Annotated in this window: 17 protein-coding genes; 7 read left to right on the top strand and 10 right to left on the bottom strand. The window is 75.4% G+C overall.

Going from position 1 to position 16,957, the window contains the following annotated elements; genetic code table 11:
- Window positions 1–24 precede the first annotated feature (24 nt).
- Window positions 25–1,146, bottom strand: a complete 1,122-nt coding sequence (locus WCD58_RS07545) for a DMT family transporter (RefSeq protein WP_337701205.1) — start codon at window positions 1,144–1,146, stop codon at window positions 25–27.
- A gap of 80 nt (window positions 1,147–1,226) precedes the next feature.
- On the opposite strand from WCD58_RS07545, the gene WCD58_RS07540 reads away from it, so the two are divergent.
- Window positions 1,227–1,715, top strand: a complete 489-nt coding sequence (locus tag WCD58_RS07540; RefSeq protein WP_337701203.1) for an Lrp/AsnC family transcriptional regulator — start codon at window positions 1,227–1,229, stop codon at window positions 1,713–1,715.
- 73 nt (window positions 1,716–1,788) lie between these two features.
- On the opposite strand, the gene WCD58_RS07535 is transcribed toward WCD58_RS07540, so the two are convergent.
- Genes WCD58_RS07535 through pcaH form a run of 4 tightly spaced genes read right to left on the bottom strand, consistent with a single transcriptional unit; the run spans window position 1,789 to window position 5,787 of the window.
- Window positions 1,789–3,168, bottom strand: coding sequence for a glycosyltransferase (locus tag WCD58_RS07535; protein ID WP_337701201.1), 1,380 nt, complete (start codon window positions 3,166–3,168; stop codon window positions 1,789–1,791).
- Between the two features lie 47 nt (window positions 3,169–3,215).
- Complete coding sequence (locus WCD58_RS07530) at window positions 3,216–4,415, bottom strand: 4-hydroxybenzoate 3-monooxygenase (protein WP_337701200.1); 1,200 nt, start codon at window positions 4,413–4,415, stop codon at window positions 3,216–3,218.
- Window positions 4,412–5,020: a protocatechuate 3,4-dioxygenase subunit alpha gene (gene pcaG, locus WCD58_RS07525; RefSeq protein ID WP_337701198.1), complete on the bottom strand. Its 609-nt coding sequence runs from the start codon at window positions 5,018–5,020 to the stop codon at window positions 4,412–4,414. Before pcaG ends, WCD58_RS07530 begins: the two co-directional genes overlap by 4 nt.
- Window positions 5,020–5,787 carry a protocatechuate 3,4-dioxygenase subunit beta gene (gene pcaH / locus WCD58_RS07520; protein WP_373696195.1) on the bottom strand — a complete coding sequence of 256 codons (768 nt, stop codon included), beginning with the start codon at window positions 5,785–5,787 and terminating at the stop codon, window positions 5,020–5,022. Before pcaH ends, pcaG begins: the two co-directional genes overlap by 1 nt.
- A 67-nt stretch (window positions 5,788–5,854) precedes the next feature.
- Between pcaH and WCD58_RS07515 the strand changes: the two genes are divergently transcribed.
- Entirely contained in the window at window positions 5,855–6,673 is an 819-nt protein-coding gene (locus WCD58_RS07515) for an IclR family transcriptional regulator (RefSeq protein ID WP_337701196.1), read from the top strand.
- Between the two features lie 55 nt (window positions 6,674–6,728).
- A complete protein-coding gene (locus WCD58_RS07510; RefSeq protein ID WP_337701194.1) occupies window positions 6,729–7,760 on the top strand; it encodes an esterase/lipase family protein in 1,032 nt (343 codons plus the stop codon).
- Here WCD58_RS07510 and WCD58_RS07505 read toward each other — a convergent pair.
- Window positions 7,757–8,557 (bottom strand): SDR family NAD(P)-dependent oxidoreductase, encoded by an 801-nt coding sequence (locus WCD58_RS07505; RefSeq protein WP_337701192.1) that lies wholly within the window; start codon window positions 8,555–8,557, stop codon window positions 7,757–7,759. The genes WCD58_RS07510 and WCD58_RS07505 overlap by 4 nt on opposite strands.
- A gap of 106 nt (window positions 8,558–8,663) precedes the next feature.
- Here WCD58_RS07505 and WCD58_RS07500 point away from each other — a divergent pair, with 106 nt between their 5' ends.
- From WCD58_RS07500 to WCD58_RS07490, 3 genes are all read left to right on the top strand, one after another.
- Window positions 8,664–9,545, top strand: a complete 882-nt coding sequence (locus tag WCD58_RS07500; protein ID WP_337701190.1) for a Rieske (2Fe-2S) protein — start codon at window positions 8,664–8,666, stop codon at window positions 9,543–9,545.
- Between the two features lie 63 nt (window positions 9,546–9,608).
- Entirely contained in the window at window positions 9,609–9,887 is a 279-nt protein-coding gene (locus WCD58_RS07495; RefSeq protein WP_337701188.1) for a hypothetical protein, read from the top strand.
- Between the two features lie 202 nt (window positions 9,888–10,089).
- Window positions 10,090–11,100, top strand: a complete 1,011-nt coding sequence (locus WCD58_RS07490) for an acyl-CoA desaturase (RefSeq protein WP_337701186.1) — start codon at window positions 10,090–10,092, stop codon at window positions 11,098–11,100.
- Here the strand turns inward: WCD58_RS07490 and WCD58_RS07485 are convergent.
- From WCD58_RS07485 to WCD58_RS07475, 3 genes are read right to left on the bottom strand one after another with little or no spacing between them, the layout of a single operon-like run.
- Window positions 11,097–11,975 carry a DUF1206 domain-containing protein gene (locus WCD58_RS07485; RefSeq protein ID WP_337701184.1) on the bottom strand — a complete coding sequence of 293 codons (879 nt, stop codon included), beginning with the start codon at window positions 11,973–11,975 and terminating at the stop codon, window positions 11,097–11,099. The two genes, WCD58_RS07490 and WCD58_RS07485, sit on opposite strands and share 4 nt — an antisense overlap.
- Window positions 11,976–12,020: 45 nt before the next feature.
- Window positions 12,021–12,347, bottom strand: a complete 327-nt coding sequence (locus tag WCD58_RS07480) for a YrhK family protein (RefSeq protein ID WP_337701182.1) — start codon at window positions 12,345–12,347, stop codon at window positions 12,021–12,023.
- A gap of 34 nt (window positions 12,348–12,381) precedes the next feature.
- Complete coding sequence (locus tag WCD58_RS07475) at window positions 12,382–13,488, bottom strand: hypothetical protein (RefSeq protein ID WP_337701180.1); 1,107 nt, start codon at window positions 13,486–13,488, stop codon at window positions 12,382–12,384.
- A 59-nt stretch (window positions 13,489–13,547) separates the two neighbouring features.
- Here WCD58_RS07475 and WCD58_RS07470 point away from each other — a divergent pair, with 59 nt between their 5' ends.
- Entirely contained in the window at window positions 13,548–14,762 is a 1,215-nt protein-coding gene (locus WCD58_RS07470; protein WP_337701178.1) for an aromatic acid exporter family protein, read from the top strand.
- Window positions 14,763–15,404: 642 nt separating this feature from the next.
- On the opposite strand, the gene WCD58_RS07465 is transcribed toward WCD58_RS07470, so the two are convergent.
- Window positions 15,405–16,952, bottom strand: coding sequence for an FAD-dependent oxidoreductase (locus WCD58_RS07465; protein WP_337701176.1), 1,548 nt, complete (start codon window positions 16,950–16,952; stop codon window positions 15,405–15,407).
- Between the last annotated feature and the right edge of the window lie 5 nt (window positions 16,953–16,957).

The following is a 16,957-nucleotide window of genomic DNA, read 5'->3' as shown; positions in this document are numbered from 1 at the left end:
CCGCTACGCCGGCCTCGCCGGCGACTACGCCGGATTCGAGGTGTGCGCGCTGCTCGAGGCCGTCGCGCACTCCTCGGCCGAGGACCCGCGCTCGTCGCGCATCAGGGACGCGGCGCTGCGCGTGGCGCGGGCGGTGCTCGCCGACGAGCCGGGCGCACCGTGACGGGCGATGTGATCGTGGGGGCTTTCCTGACGTTCAACGTCAGCGTGGCCGCCAGGCTGACCCACCTCGCCGGCCGAGTACGCGCGCGCCTCGCGCCGCTCCCGGTGCCCGTCGGTCACCACCGCCAGGGCGACGCCGGCGACGAGGGCCACCTCGCCGAGCAGGGCCACCGGGCCGGGCACGGAGCCGGCGAGCAGGGCCGCGAACACGAAGCCCCAGGCGGTCTCGAGCGCCATGAGCTGGCTGACCAGCACCGGCGAGAGCCGGGCCGCGGCGGCGTGCCACGCCCGCACCGCCAGCCACGAGGACACCAGTCCCAGGAACAGCACGACGAGCAGCGCGCGCACCGGCTCCGCGGGCACGCCCTGGGTCGCGACCAGCCAGATCGCCACGGGCAGCGCGAGCACGCCCGCGGCCAGTCCCTGGGCGCCGGCGAGCACGGGGCCCAGGTCGGGGCGCGCGGCGATCAGGCGGTGCGAGTCGATGCCGTACCAGCTCCACGAGGCCACGGCGACCAGCGCGAGCACGGTCCCGACCACCGCGGACCACCCGCCGGGGCCCGGCACCGGGGTGAGGTGCACGAGCACCTGCCCGACGCCGACCAGCGCCAGGGCCGGCAGCAGCGCCCACACGCCCGCCGTCCCGCGCCGGTTGGACAGCAGCGCCATCACCACCGGGACGAGCCCGATGGTCGCGACGGCGATGGTCGGGCCGGCGAGGCGCACCGACAGCGCGACGAGGGCGTAGTAGAGCAGCGAGCCGGTGACGGCGTGGGCGACCACGCGGCCCCAGGGGACGTCGGCGCGCAGCACCGCGCGCGCCTGGGGCAGCGACACCGCCCCGAACGCCACGAACCGTCCCATCGCCAGCAGCAGCGCGGGGGCGAGCGGCGCCAGCTCGGGCGCCACGAACACCGCTCCCCACCCCGCGCCGGCCAGGGTCATCGCTGCCAACGCCGTCCGTCGCGACATGCCTCCCGTCATGACTCCACGATGCGCCCGCGTGGGCGGGTGATGTCGGGCGATCTTCGAGTCAGAAGCCCGCCGAGGTGCACGATGTCCCCATGACGGCGCCGCATCGTGCACGATCCACCCAGCCGACCCTCGACCGCGTCGACCGGCGGATCCTCGATCACCTCGCCGACCACGGGAGATCGAGCATCGCCGACCTCGCGGAGGCCGTGTCGATCTCGGCGTCGTCGGCGCAGCGGCGGCTGCGGCGCCTCGAGAGCGAGGAGGTCGTGCGCGGCTACCGGGCCGTGCTCGACCCGGAGGCGGTCGACCGCGCCCTGGTCGTGCACCTCGCGGTGACGCTCGTCGACCACACCGCCAACACCGTCGGCCGGTTCGAGCGGCACATCGTCGACCTGGCCGGTCTCGTGAGCTGCCACCACGTCACCGGCGACATCGACTACCTGATCCGCGTCGACGTGCAGGACGTCGAGGCGCTCGACGTCCTGCTGCGCCGCACGCTCGCCCGGGTGCCGGGCGTCGCGCGGTTCACGACGATGGTGGCGACCTCCGCGCTCGTCGACCGGGTCACGCGGGTCTGAGGGGAGCGAGGGACGATCTGGCCGCGCCCCACGCAGCCAGGGCGTCCCTCGCTCCACCCACGCCGACCTCCGGTCAGCCCGCGGTCAGCCGGTCCACCTCGGCCAGCAGATCCGAGACCTGCTTGACGACGCTGAACCCGTCGCGCGCGTAGCGCGCCGCCTCCGGCCCCTTGGCGTCCTTCCAGCCCTCGGCGAACGAGCGCTCGACGGCGGCGGCGAGCGAGTCGGCGAGCGCCTGCCGGTCGTCGGTCTCGGGCACGAGCACGCCGACCTCGTCGGTGACGAAGTCCCGCGGCCCGCCGGAGTCGGCGCCGATCACGGGCGTCCCGCACGCCATGCACTCGAGGAACACCAGCCCGAACGGCTCCCGGTAGGACGGGAAGACCCCGACGTCGGCGCAGGCGAAGATCGTCGCGAGCTCGTCCTGCGGGCGCGGGCCGAGGAAGTAGGTCCGCTCGAGGCCGAGCTCGGCGGCGAGGTCGTGCATCTTCACCTGCTCCTCGACCGGCCCGGAGCCGGCGACGAGGGTCAGCACGCGCCGCTGCCTGCGCTCGTAGACCGCGGCCGCGCGCAGCAGCGCGTCGAGGCGCTTCCAGTCGGCGAACTTGCCGACGAACGCGACGACGGCGTCGAACCCGCCCTCGGGCGCGACCGCCTCCGGCGTCCGGTCACCGCCGGGGGGCGGCTGCGTCGTGAAGCCCGCGAGCACCCGCTCGCGGTCGGCGTAGGTCTCCGGCGCGGGGTGGAAGACCTGCTGGTTGTAGCCGTTGTGCGAGAGCACGATCCGCTCGCGCGGGAACTCCGGGAACACCGAGGAGAACGCGTCGACCTGCTCGGAGGAGATCGCGGCGACGACGTCGACGCCGTGCTCCGGGCCCGCGGACCAGTCGAAGATCTTCTCCTGCTGGATGAACGGCAGGAACCGCCACGGGAACTCGGCGGGGTTGTCGCCGCGCTGCTCCTGGACGTACATCTTGAGCTCGGTGCCGTGCGCGAAGTCGAGCAGCGGCAGGCGCGGGCGGCCCGCGGCGACCCGCGCGCGGACGACGTCGCGCATCACCACCGCGTTCATGAAGGCGTGGTGGGCGATGAGAAGGGAGAACTCCTCGCCGGTGGCGGCCTCGACGTCGTCGATGAAGGCGGTGACCTCGGCGGTCAGGCGGGCCCGGTAGGCCTCGACCTCCTCGGGCGGCATCGCGTGCCAGCGGTAGCTGCTGACCGGCGAGATCGACTCGCAGATGGGGATGTCGTGGTCGAGCGCGAACACCCGCACGTCGTCCTCGCCCGGGCGGGTGCGCTGGACCCGCGAGGGATAGATCGAGTAGCAGCGCACCCCGGGCAGCTCGTTGTAGGCGCGGTGGTGGGCCTCGTGGAGGATCCCCGAGCCGGGGGCGAACTCCCCGTCGCGCTGCCAGTTGTTGGTGCCCAGCTGGAAGATCAGCCGCTCGCCCATGCGGTACCCCCGGGTCTGGAGATCGTCGGGAGGCGCAGCCTAGGGCGCTACACGTCCCCCAGCGCGAGGCCCCGGTAGTTCTCCGCCAGCGCGCGGCGTGCGGACTCCGAGGTCTCGATGTGGTGCAGGTGCGACAGGGCGAGCTGCTCGTCGAACGGGTCGCCGTCGGGGTCGACGTGCAGCATCGTGGTCATCGTCCAGGAGAAGTGCGAGGCCCTCCAGACGCGGCGCAGCGCGGTCTCGGAGTAGGCGTCGACGAGGCGCTCGTCCTTGGTCGCGAACCACTCGCCCAGCGCCTCGGCCAGCACCCGCACGTCGGCGACGGCGAGGTTGAGGCCCTTGGCCCCGGTCGGCGGCACGATGTGCGCCGCGTCGCCGGCGAGGAAGAGCCGCCCGTGGCGCATCGGCTCGGTGACCATGCTGCGCATGGGCGTCACGGACTTGTCGCTGATCGGTCCCCGCGCCAGCGTGAACGACCCGTCGTCCAGGGCGAAGCGCGCCGAGAGCTCGTCCCAGATCGCCTCGTCGCCCCACGACGCGGGGTCGGTGCCGTTCGGGACCTGGATGTAGGCGCGGGTCACCGACGGCGAGCGCATGGAGGCGAGCGCGAACCCGGTGCGCCCGCGGGCGTAGATCAGCTCGTGGGACGAGGGCGCGACGTCGGCGAGGATCCCCAGCCACGAGTACGGGTAGATCCGCTCGAAGCGGCGCACGAGGTGCTCGGGGATGGCGCGGCGCGACGGCCCGTACGACCCGTCGGCGCCGACGACGACGTCGGCGTGCAGCACGTGCTCGGCACCGTCGTGGCGGTAGCGCACCGACGGGCTGTCGGTCTCGACGTCGCAGACCTCCAGCACCTCGGCGTCGAACAGCAGCGGCTCGCCCTGCTCCAGACGCAGCGCGATGAGGTCCTTGGTGACCTCGGTCTGCGCCCAGATCATGACGTGGCGGCCGGTGAGCTCCTGCATGTCGACCCGGACGCTGCGCCCGGCGAACCGCAGCTCGAAGCCGTCGTGCGGCATGCCGATCTCGTCCATGCGGGCGTCGGCGCCGACCTCGCGCAGGGCGTCGACGGTGCCGTGCTCGAGGATGCCGGCGCGCTGGCGGGTCTCGACGCGCTCGCGCGGCCGCGACTCGAGCACCACCGCGTCGACCCCGCGCAGGCGCAGGAGGTGCGACAGCATCAGGCCGGCCGGACCGCCGCCGACGATCGCGACCTGGGTGCGTGCGGGGACCGGGGTGCTCACGCCGGCGTCTCGGTCGTGGCGGCCGGCGGCTGGGCGAGGCCGTGCGTGGACAGGTCGAGGAAGACCGTCTCGCCGGGGCCCTGCATGCGGACGTCGAACCGGTAGCCGGGGCCGGTCGGGCCGCCGTCGGGCACCGCGACCAGCGTGGCGCGACGCGCGTCGTCCAGGGACGAGAGCAGCGGGTCGGCGGCGTTCGCGTCCACGTGGTTCGGGAAGTAGACGCGGGTGAACAGGTGGTGCAGCAGGCCGCGCGCGAACACGGTGACCGCGAGGTGCGGGGCGTGCGGCGAGCCGGCCGGGGCGGCGGGGCGCAGGGTGCGCAGGTGGTAGTCGCCGGCGCGGTCGGTCGGCACGCGGGCGAACCCGGTGAAGCTGCGCCCGTCGCGGTGCAGCGACCCGGAGCGGGTGGGCAGGCGCCCGTCGGGACCGGCCTGCCAGAACTCGAGCAGCGCGTCGGGCACCGGGGCGCCGGCGCCGTCGCGGACGGTGCCGTAGAGCGTGATCGCGCCGGGCGTGCCGGTCGGGACCACGTCGCCGCCGCCGTCGAAGGGCAGACCGAACGCGAAGAACGGCCCCACCGTCTGGGAGGGCGTGAGGTCGAGCATCAGGCTCCGCCTTCCTGGTCGGTGTCCGGCGGGGTGGCGTGCGCGCCGTCGAGCACGATGTCCCAGGTGTAGCCGAGGGCCCACTCGGGCCGGGTGACGTCGTGGTCGTAGGCCGCGACCAGGCGCTGCTGGGCCTTCTCGTCGGTGACCGACTGGAAGATCGGGTCGAGGCCGAACAGCGGGTCGCCGGGGAAGTACATCTGCGTCACCAGGCGCTGGGTGAACGCCGTGCCGAACAGCGAGAAGTGGATGTGCGCGGGGCGCCAGGCGTTGGTGTGGTTGCGCCACGGGTACGCGCCCGGCTTGATCGTCACGAAGCGGTAGCGGCCGTCGTCGTCGGTGAGCGCGCGCCCGCCGCCGGTGAAGTTCGGGTCGAGCGGGGCCGGGTGCTGGTCGCCGTCGTGGCGGTAGCGCCCCGAGGCGTTGGCCTGCCAGATCTCGAGGAGCTGGTTGCGGACCGGCCGACCGTCGCCGTCGAGCACGCGGCCGGTGACGATGATCCGCTCCCCGAGCGGCTCCCCGGCGTGGTGGCGGGTCAGGTCGGACTCGATCGGGGCGACGTCGCGCGCGCCGAACACCGGCGCCGCGAGCTCGGTCAGACTCGGCGGCGAGACCACCAGGGGCTGCTGCGGAGCCCGCAGCGCGGTGCTGCGGTACGGCCCGTAGGCCCGGTCGGGGTGGCCGGCGGGGAGCGAGGGGGCGCCGGCAGCGACGGCGATCTCGGCGGAGACCTCCTGCTGCGTCGCAGGCTCCTGGGGTGCGCTCACCCGCGCCAGGGTGCCTGCTCCGCCCGCCGTGCCAGAATCGAGCTTCCGGTGAGCAGAAGGAGCCACGGTGAGCCCAGCGCGGGGCGGCCAGAGCGGGCCGTCGGTGACCGAGCGCGTGCTCGGGATCCTGTCCGCGTTCGGCCCGGGCGCCGAGGCGCTGACGCTCTCGGGCATCGCGCGGGGCGCCGGGCTGCCGCTCTCGACCGCGCACCGGCTCGTCGGCGAGCTCGCCGCGTGGGGTGCGCTCGAGCGCGGCGAGGACGGGCGCTACCGGATCGGCCTGCGCCTCTGGGAGGTCGGCGCGCTCGCCCCGCGCAGCCTGGGCCTGCGGGAACGCGCCATGCCCTACCTCGAGGACCTCTACGAGGCGACGCGGCAGAACGTCCAGCTCGCGGTGCGCGACGGCCACGAGGTCGTCTACGTCGAGCGGCTCGCGCACCCCGAGGCGGTCCGCGTGTTCAGCCGCGTCGGCGGGCGGATGCCGCTGCACGCCACCGGGGTCGGGCAGGTCCTGCTCGCCTTCTCGCCGCCGGCGGTGCAGGAGGACGTGCTCGCCGGGCCGCTCCCGGCGCTCACCCCGCGCACGATCACCGACTCGGGGAGCCTGCGCCGCGCGCTCGCCGCCGTGCGCCGCGAGGGCGTGGCGGTGTGCGACGGGATGGTCGACCTGCTCTCGCTCTCGGTCGCCGCCCCGGTGCGCGGCGAGGACGAGCAGGTCGTCGCGTCGCTGTCGGTCGTCGTGCCGAGCGCGGGCGCCGAGCCGCGCACGATCGTCCCGGCCGTGCGCGCGGCGGCCCGCGGCATCTCCCGGGCCCTCGGCGCGCCGTCGGCCCGGCGCCGCCCGCTCAGCGTCGTCACCCCGGTCCCGGCCGCGGACGGGGCGTGACCCGGGACGCTCGCCGTCGTTGCTCCGTCCGGGTGTACCGACGGGGAGGACGGCGATGCGCGTCTGGGGTGTGGCCGCGGCCATCGTGCTGGCGCTGGTCGCGCCGGGTGTCCCGGCCCTGGCGGACCCGGGCCCGCAGCTGCCCCTGCCGATCCCCCGGCCCGAGCGCGCGTACGCGCCACTGGACCGCCCCGGTCCGGCGCTGCGGATCACCGACGCCGCGGACGCGCTGGACTGCACGGACGACGTCGACGACGCGGCGCGCCCGCCGGTGCTGCTGATCCCGGGCACGACGCTGACCGCCGAGGAGAACTTCTCCTGGAACTACGAGCGGGCGTTCGCCGCCGCCGGCCGCCCGTACTGCACGGTCACCCTGCCGAACCACGCGATGAGCGACATCCAGGTCTCCGCGGAGTACGTCGTCGCCGCGATCCGCGCGATGCACGAGCGCAGCGGGCAGCGCGTGGCGATCGTCGGCTTCAGCCAGGGCGGCATGATCGGGCGCTGGGCGCTGCGGTTCTGGCCGGACACCCGCGCGGACGTGGCCGAGGTGATCGGCATCGACCCGTCGAACCACGGCACGCTCGACGCCTACCCCGTCTGCGCGGCCGCGGGCTGCGCACCGGCGTTCTGGCAGCAGCAGACGCTCTCGGCGTTCACGACGGCGCTCAACTCCGGGACCGAGACCTTCGCCGGGATCGACTACACGCAGATGTGGACGCCGACCGACGAGGTCGTCGTGCCCAACCTCGGCCCGCGCCCCAGCTCGCAGCTGACCACCGGCGAGGGCCGGCGCGCCAACATCTCGACCTTCGACGTCTGCCCGGGCCACGTCGCCGAGCACCTGTCGATGGGCTCGTTCGACGCGGTCGCGTACGCCCTGGTCGTCGACGCGCTCGACCACGACGGCCCGGCGCGCGCGTCGCGCGTCGACCGGTCGGTGTGCCTGGCGCCGTTCCACGAGGGCGTCGACCCGGCGACCTTCCCGGCCCGCGTCGCGACCTACACGGCGGGCATCGGGGCGCAGGTGGCGCTCTACCCGCACGTCCTCGCCGAGCCGGAGCTCGCGCCCTACGTCCTCGACTAGCTCGGCCGCGCCATCGCGCCCTGGCGGGCGGCCTTCTCGGGCTCGCTCATCGAGCGGTGGTCGACGACCTGCTGCTTCGTCGCCTCGTCGCCGCCGACGACGTGGTCGTCGCCCGCGAACAGGGCGTCGATGCCCTGGCGCGCGACCTCGGTCCGGTCGTTCTTCCAGCTGTTGTCGCCGAAGCGGGTGTCGCCCATGCCGGCGTTGTGGTGGAACGCGGAGTCGGTCGCCCCGGGCAGCAGCGCGGTGACGGTGATGCCCTCGGCGCGGAGCTCCTCGCGGATCGACTCGGCGAAGGAGAACCCGAACGCCTTGGTGGGCCCGTAGACGGGCTCGTAGGGGGTCGGCGTGGTCGCCGAGACCGACGACACGACGAGGATCCGCCGCTCGCCGTGGTCGGGGCCCTGCTCGTGCATGGCGCGCACGACGCGCTTGGCGAGGTGCACGGTGCCGGTGCAGTTGATCGCGATCATGCGCAGCTCGGCGTCGAGGTCGGTCTCGAGGAACGACGCCCCGCCGACCCCGACGCCGACGTTCAGGCACGCGACGTTGATCGGGCGCCCGAGGCCGGCGACGGAGCGCCAGAACCCCTCGACGCCGTCGTAGGTCGCCGCGTCGGCCCGGAAGGGATAGACGTCGACGCCGAGCTTCCCCAGCTCCGTCGCCGACGCGTGGACGCGGTCGCTCTGCCCGGAGATCGCGACGTCGTGGCCGCGCTCGGCGAGCTCGCGGGCGAGCTCGTAGCCGATGCCCGAGGACCCTCCGCTGACGAGGGCGAGGGGGCGGGTCGTGCTCATGGGGCGCTCCTGTCGGTCGGTTGCCGGGTGGTGGGTGCCCGCCGGGGTTTGGCCGGACCTCGTGATCGGCGACACCCGTCGGACCACCACGTCCCGGAGGTCCCCCGTGCGCCCGTTCGACGACATCGACCGCCTCGCGAAATCGCCCGCCCTCGACAAGGTCGCCGCGCCCCTGCGCGACGCCGTCCACCAGGTCCTGCGCCGCCAAGACGTCAAGGACGCGCTGCACGGGGTGTGGCTGGGCCACCCGCTGCACCCGATGCTCGCGCAGCTCTCGCTGGGCAGCTTCGTGTCCGCGGGCGTGCTCGACGTCCTGCCGCGCACCCGCCGACCGGCGACCGCGCTCATCGCCCTCGGGCTCGTCTCGGCCGTGCCCACCGCCGCGGCGGGCTGGGCGGACTACGCCGACGGCCACGAGGAGCAGCAGCGCGTCGGCGTCGTGCACGCGGCGGCCAACGGCACGATGCTCGCGGGCTACGTCGCGTCGCTGGTGGCGCGCGCCCGGGGCCGCAGCACCCGCGGCGCGCTGTGGGGCTGGGCGGCGCTGGCCGTCGGCTCGGCGGGCGCCGCGCTGGGCGGGCACATGGCCTACCACCAGGCCATGGGCGCCAACCACGCCGAGGGCTACCCGCACATCGGGCCGGGCGACTGGACCGACGCCGGCACCGTCGCCGACCTGCCCGAGGGCGAGCCGGCGCGGCGGATCGTCGGAGACGTCGGGGTGCTGGTCGTGCGCCGCGGCGAGCAGGTCCACGCCCTCGCCGACCGCTGCGCCCACGCGTCCGCGCCGCTGCACGAGGGCGAGGTCACCAACGGCGACGGCCCGCCGTGCGTCGTGTGCCCCTGGCACGGCAGCGTCTTCCGCCTCGACACGGGCTCGGTGGTGCACGGACCGGCCACCGCGCCGCAGCCGACCTTCCGCACCCGGGTGCGCGACGGACGTCTCGAGCTCGCCGTCACCGGCTACGACGGCGTGCCGGCGAGCTGAGTCACGAGTGGGCGTGCGCGCTCGTCGGGCACCCCGGGTCGTTCCCGACCGCAGGAGGTCCTGATGACCGCGCACGCCCTCGCCGACTTCCCCACCGAGGGGTTCGAGTACTTCCGCCAGGCGTTCGCCGACGCCGACGCGGCCCGCGAGTGCCGCAGCGCCCGCGTCTTCCGCGGGGACGACGACCGCGTCCTCGTCCTGCTCGCGTTCGACGACGCCGACGCCCGGGCCCGCTGCCGCGCCGAGATCGAGAAGGACACGGCCTCGGGCGGCGACATGGCCCCGCCGGTGATCACCGAGCTGCACGAGGACGAGGACCTCGTCACACGGGCGCGCGTGTGAGGCGCCGCGCCTGCGACGTCCGGGTGAGCGCGCGGCGACCGTCGGGCGAACCCCACCCGGCGGTCGTCGGGCGGCCGGTGCCCTCGCCCGACGGTGTCCCGGACGCCGTGTCAGGGTGGGACCGGACAGGTTTCAACCTCTGCCCCTTCTGGCCGACGAGCCCGTCGCCCAGGACCGCCCGCCCCCTCGGGAGCTTCCCCGCATGACGTCCGGTCCGGCCTCACCGCCCGCCGAGCTGCCCGCCGAGCCGCCCGCCTCGCCGGTCACCGAGCCGCCCGCCACCGACGGGTCCGCTTCCAAGCAGGGCGACCTCTCCGACCACGAGCGCCACATCGCCCCGCACGTGATGGTCTACCTGTTCGCGTTCGTGCCGTTCGTCGCGCTGTTCGCCGCCGTGCCGCTCGCGTGGGGCTGGGGCCTGAGCTGGCTCGACGTCGGGCTGACGGCCGGCTTCTACGTGCTGACGATGCTCGGCGTCACCGTCGGGTTCCACCGCTACTTCACCCACGGCGCCTTCCGCGCCCGGCGCGGTCTGCGGATCGCGCTCGGGGTCGCGGGCAGCATGGCCGTGCAGGGCCCGATCCGGCACTGGGTGGCCGACCACCGCCGTCACCACCTGTTCGCGGACAAGGAAGGCGACCCGCATTCGCCGTGGGCGTTCGGCACGTCGCCGGCGGCGCTGGTGCGCGGCTTCTGGCACGCCCACATGGGCTGGATCTTCGATCGCTCGCTGACGAACCAGCAGCGCTTCACCCCGGACCTCCTCGCGGACCCGGACATGCGCTTCGTGCACCGCGCGTTCACGTGGCTGACGGTGCTGAGCCTGGCGGCGCCGCCGGTCATCGGGGGCCTCGTGACGTGGTCGTGGTGGGGCGCGGTGACGGCGTTCTTCTGGGCGAGCCTCGTGCGCGTCGGCCTGACCCACCACGTCGCCTGGTCCACGAACTCGATCTGCCACCTCGTCGGCGAGCGTCCGTGGGGCGCGCGCGACCGCTCCACGAACGTCTGGCTGCTCGCGATCCCCAGCATGGGCGAGTCGTGGCACAACCTGCACCACGCCGACCCGACGTCGGCCCGCCACGGCGTCGGCCGGGGCCAGCTCGACATCTCCGCACGCACGATCTGGCTGTTCGAGAAGCTCGGCTGGGTCTCGCACGTCAAGTGGCCCACGGAACGCCGTCTCGGCCGGCTCGCGGCGCGCGCGGCCGCCTAGCAGGCGCGTCGGTAGCGGGCGTCGAGCACGCAGTAGAGGCCGAACGCCGCGAGCCCGAGCGAGATCGCGACGAGCGGCGTCACGCCCTGCCAGCGCCCCACGAGCTCGCGCAGCGCCTGGTCGAGGCCGCCGACGCGCTCGGGGTCGCCGCGCAGGGCGGCGACGGCGAACAGGGCGCCCACCGCCCCGAACGCGAGGGCGCGCGCGACGTTGCCGACCGCGCCGAGCACGACCCCGGCGCGCCGCGCCCAGGTCGGCAGGTCGTCGACGAGGTCGCCCATGAAGGTCCGCGCGACGCCCGTGTAGATCATCGTCCCCGCGACTACGAGGATCGTGATCGCGACGGCGCCGACGAGCAGGTTGCCGGCGGGCAGGTCGAGCAGGGACGCGACGAGCCGTTGGGGCCCGGCGCGGCCGCTGGCCGGGTCCCCGAGGACGGTCCGCGCGGCCACCAGCGCGACCGCGAGCACCGCGACCGCCTTCGACGCCGCGCCCACCCGCTTGCGGAAGCGTTCCCCGCCGGACACCCAGCGGAAGCCGGCGACGGTGGCGGTGACCTGCCAGGCCGCGAACGCCACCAGCCCGGCGACGAAGACGACGAGCACCACGACGCCGGCGGGCCCGACCGCGGCCACGGCGGAGACCGCGCCCTGCTGGTCGACCTCGGACGGGGCCTCCCCAAACGCGAGGCGCAGCCCCAGGCCGGCGACGAGCAGGTGCACCGCGCCGTAGGCGACGAGCCCGGCCCGGCCCAGGATCTCCACCAGGCGGCTGGGCGCGTCGCCGCCGCCGTGGACGGTCCGGTCGGCGGCCTCGTGGACGGCGTGCTCGGCGGCCTCCTCGACCGCCTCGGCACCGCCCTGGTCGGTGGTCACCGGCGAGGCATCACCCGTCGCGGCGGGCGGCGAAACCTCGTGTGATCAGAAGTCGGGGCCGTAATCGGTCGGCACGGCCGCGGCCATCGGCACGCGCTGCAGGTGCACCCGGCGGGCGAAGCGGATGCCCGGCCGGATCAACAGCTCGACGCTGCCGATGACGAAGAACCAGGTGCCGACGTAGGTCGTCTCCGCGGAGAAGAACAGGATGCTCCCGACGAGGAACCACAGACCGACGAGGATGTCGTTGACGATCGACAGCACCTCGTAGCGACGCCGGATCACCAGCTCCTCGCGACCCAGCCTGTAGACCAGCGGCGGGGCGTGCCCGGTCGAGGTCTCCCCGCTGGTGCCGCCCGTCGGTGCGCTCATGGTGCGGGAGCTTGCCCCGTCCGGCGGCCCGGCGTCAGGTCAGGGCACCGAGCGTGTGAGCGTGGCGCTCGGCGGTCTCGGCGTCCTCGCGGGCGCGGTCTGCCTCGCGGCGGCGCGTGTCGCGCTCCCGGCCGGCGGTGTCGGAGCGGTCCCACGCGGCGCGACGGGCCTCCTCGGCGGCGTCGAGACGGGCGCGCAAGTCGCTCACGGTCGCGTCGGCCTCCTCGGCCTCCTCGGTGGCGGCGTCGGCGGCCTCGGAGGCCTCGCGGGCCTGCTCGGCCAGGTCGTCGGCGCGCTCACGGGCCTGCCGGGCGGCCTGCTCGGCGCGCTCGCGCTCCTCGCGCTCCCGGCGCTCGCGCTCGGCGCGCTCGCGTTCCTCCTGCTCGGCGCGCTCGCGGTCCTCGCGCTCGCGGGTCTCCTGGTCGTCGCGGATGTCGTCGGTCTCGTGCTCGTCGTGCTCGTCGTCCTCGTCGTGCTCGTCGTCGGGCTCGTCGGGCTCGTCGGGCTCGTCGGGCGGGGCCGGGCGGGCCGTGCGGCGGTCGGGGCGCAGGTGGGACGGGCGGGTGGGGCGGTCGCGCCGGACCGAGCGGGCGCCCGACGCCGGGCCGCCGAGGGCGGCGCTGATCCCGCCGTCGCCGAGCCCGGGGCCCGCCTCCATCCCGCCGGCGAGCTGCCCGCCGGCCAGCGCCCGGGCGGCGGCGGGGTCGGCGAGCGCGGCGCCGATCGTGCGCTCGAGCTCGCGGATCGCGGGGTCGCCGAGGCGGACGGCCTCCTCGCGGGCGATGCGCCGGCCCCGCTCGACCAGCGCGTTGATCAGCCCGTGGCGCTGGCGGGAGAGCTGGCGCAGCGCGTCGCCCTCGAGCTTCTCCTGCGCCTCGCGCAGCGACCCGCCGAGCTCCTCGAGCCCCTCGATCTCCTCGGGGTACTCGCGGGCCAGCCGATTGGCGACCCACGCGGCCACCGACGGCTTGCGCAGCGCGCCGATCTCCTTGGCGAGCTCGCGGTCGCCGGCCTTGCGGACGTCCTTGACCATCGCGTCGCGGACCGGGATGAACTCCTCGCGCCCGATGCCGTAGAGCAGGTCGGCGGCGTCCTCGAGGGAGGTCGGCAGCTCCTCCTCGGTCTCGGGCCCGCTGCTCATCGGTGCACCTCGCCGCTCTCTCGTTCACGCCGGCGGCGTGGGTGGGAACACCGTGCCCCATGGCGCCTACTCCGCGCACGCTCGCTCGCCGGGCACGCCGTCAGGTCCTGCGTCCGGCGTGGTTCCTCGCCCGGGCCGGGCGGGCGAGCGGTCCCGAACGCGAGGCCGTCGTCCAGGCCGCGAAGGCCGCCGCCGCGGCCGGGGCGGCGTGGCTGCTCGCCCGCTGGGTGCTGCAGGCCCCGCAGCCGTTCCTCGCGCCCTACGCGGCGGTGTTCCTCGTGGTGCAGGTGACCGTGTACCGGTCGGTGCGCGACGCCGGGCAGCAGCTCGCGGTGGTGGCGACGGGCGTGCTGCTCGCGCTCGGGGTCACGCTGCTCACGGGCTCGGTGGTCGTCGGGCTGGTGCTCGTGGTGCTCGTGGGGCTGCTCCTGGGCCGGTTGCGCGTGTTCGGCGAGCACGGGCAGTGGGTGGCGGTGACCGCGCTGATCCTCGTCGGCCAAGCCGGCCCGGCGGCGAGCTCGCCGGTCGAGGCGGTCGTGCGGCTCGCCGAGATCGCCGTGGGGGCCGCGGTCGGCGTCGTCGTCAACATGCTGGTGCTGCCGCCCGTGTACCAGCGCGACGCGGCCGCGGCGCTGACCGGCGTGACGGCGCGGCTCGCGGACCTGCTGCGCGGGATGGCCGCCGCGTTGCGCGAGGACCAGGAGGCGCGCTCGGACCTCGCGCACGACTGGCGGCACCGCGCCCGCGCCCTCGACGGCGAGGCGCGCCGGGCGCGGGACAGCGTGGCGTGGGCGCGCGAGAGCCTGCGGCTCAACCCGCTGCGCCGGCGCCCGCGGACGCCCTCGCCCAGCGCGGTGCTCGTGCCCGCCGCGGACGCCGTCGTGGAGGTCGCGGCGCACGTGCACGACCTGTGCGAGGCGGTGGTGGACGCCGCCGAGGACGCCGCCGAGGACGCCGCGATGGACCCGCTGTTCGTCGGATCGTTCGCGGACCTGCTGGACCACCTGGGCGAGGCGCTCGAGGAGATCCGCGACGACCCGGGCGCGCTGTCGCCCCGCTCGGACCGGAGCCCGCCGGGGTCGGCGGCGCTGGAGCTGATGACCGCGGTGCACCGCGACGCCGCCCGACGCCTCCCCGGCTCCTCGGGCGAGGTGCGCGCCGGCTGGAGCGTCGAGGGAGCGTTGCTGAACGCGGCCCAACGCGCGGTCGTCGACCTCACGGGCCGCCGCCCGCCCCGGACCCCGACCGGCCCGACACCACGCTCGGACGCGTGACCCCGTGCGAGCGATGCGGCATGGCTGGCGTCTCACGCCAGGATCGCCACATCCTCGCCGGCGCGACACGCCGGGGTGGGCGTGGTGCGGGGTGTTTCAGCGTGGCGGCCACGCTCGCGTTCAACGTCAGGAAAGCCGCCACGATCACGCGCGGCGGTACGGGGGTTTCCCCCACGACGCCGGTGGTTCTCCCCATCCCTCCTCGTCAGGGTGCTCCGTAGCGTCCTGAGCCATCACGACCGGCAACCCACGGACCGCGAGGAGGTGCAGCTGTGCGTCGCTGGTGGACACGACGAGCGCGGGCGGAGGACTCCTCGACGGAGCCGCCCGAAGGGCCGCACCGACCGGACGACGCCGAGGATCCCGAACCGCAGCCCGCGCAGGACCTGCGCGGGACGCCGCCCCGACGACGTCCCGTCCCGGAGACAAGGCTGCTGCGCGACCAGCGTCCGCGGCGGTCCACTCGACACACCGGCGGGAGCCGGCCACCCGACTGATCGTGGGGGCTTTCCTGACGTTCAACGTCAGCATGGCCGCCACGCTGAAACACCACGCACCACGCCCATCCCGGCGTGTCGCGCGAGCGAGGATGTGGCGATGCTGGCGTGAGACGCCAGCAATGCCGCATCGCTCGCTCAGGAGTCAGGAGCGGGGGGTGACGACGCGGGCGAGGCCGGGCGGGTCCGCCATGCCCGCGGTGGCGGGGCCCTCGAGCACCGCGCCGTCGGGGGCGAACCGCGAGCCGTGCAGCGGGCAGTCCCAGCTCGCCGCGGCGTCGTTCCACGCCACGATCCCGCCCAGGTGCGGGCACACCGCGCCGAGCTCGTGCTCGACGCCGCCGACGCGGCAGCGCGCGATCTTGCCCCGCGAGGTGGTCTCCACGCGGCCCTCGCCCTCGGCCAGCGCCTCGCGGGAGGGCAGATGCGGCCGCGCCCACCCCGTCGCCAGGTATCGCCCCACCTCGCCGTTAGCCCGGGCCAGGCTCGGTAGCGCCGAGGCGGTGGGTGCCCGGTCGGCGCGCAGGGCGTGCGACCAGGGGTTCGGCCGGCCGACGACGTGGTCGCGCAGCGCCAGCGCGGCCGCGGTGCCGCCCGTCATGCCCCACTTCGCGAACCCCGTCGCCACGAGGATCCGCGGCTGCCAGCGCATCGGGCCGACGAACGGCAGCCCGTCCTCGGGCAGGTAGTCCTGCGCCGACCAGCGGTGCGTGATCTCGCGGACCCGGAAGCGCCGGGCGGTCCAGTCGGCGAGCGCCTGCTCGTGCGACGACGTCGGCGCGCTCGCCCCGACGCGGTGGCCGAAGCCGCCGGTGAGCAGGCGCCGGTCGCCCTCGATCATCGCGGTGCGCAGCGAGACCGTCGGGTCGTCGGCGGAGAGGTACATGGCCTGGGGCAGCTCGCCGTCCACCCGCACCGCCTGGGCGTACGAGCGCGCGGGCTCGACGCGCGCGAAGTACAGCCCGCGGTCGAGCACCGGCACCCCGGTGGCGAGCACGACCCGCTCGGCGCGCACCTCGCCGTCATCGGTGCGCACGCGCGGCGCGCCGAGCAGCGAGACGCTGCGCACGCGGGTGTTCTCGCAGACGAGCTGGCCGCCCTCGTGCAGCTCCTGGGCGAGGTCGGCGAGGTAGGGCATGGGGTCGAACTGCGCCTGGTCGGCGAGCGTCACGGCCTCCGAGACCCCGAACGGCAGGCCGACCTCGGTGCCCAGCTCGGCGGGCAGCCCGGCGCGGCGCAGCACCGCCGCCTCGCGCCGCACGGCCTCCGCGCCCGCCGACGCGCGCCCCGCCGTCGAAAACGTCACTGCGGCGCGGCGCTCGAGATCGCAGTCGGCGCGCCGGGCCCGGTCGAGCAGCCAGTCGAAGCCCGCGCGGTGGCCCGCGAGGTAGGCGTCGACGGTCTCGGGACGGTGCCGCTGGTCGAGCGTCGCGGCCCGCGTGCCCTGCAGCAGCGAGATCTTCGCGGTGGTGTTGCCGGTGGCGACGGCCCCGATCCGCCGTGCCTCGATCACCGCGACGTGCAGCCCCTCGCGGGCCAGCAGGACCGCCGTCGTCAGCCCGGTGATCCCGGCGCCGACGACGGCGACGTCGACCCGCCGGTCACCGCGCAGCGCCGGGTAGGTGTCGGGCTCCTCGGCGTGCTCGGGGTCGTGCCACGGCGAGAGCTCGTGGGCGGGCAGTGGGGGCGCCATGCCGG

Origin of the sequence: Actinomycetospora flava, from assembly GCF_037400335.1 — a bacterium.
Classification (GTDB): domain Bacteria; phylum Actinomycetota; class Actinomycetes; order Mycobacteriales; family Pseudonocardiaceae; genus Actinomycetospora; species Actinomycetospora flava.
The sequence above is the reverse complement of the archived record's forward strand: the minus strand, read 5'-3'. Positions and strand labels throughout refer to the sequence as shown.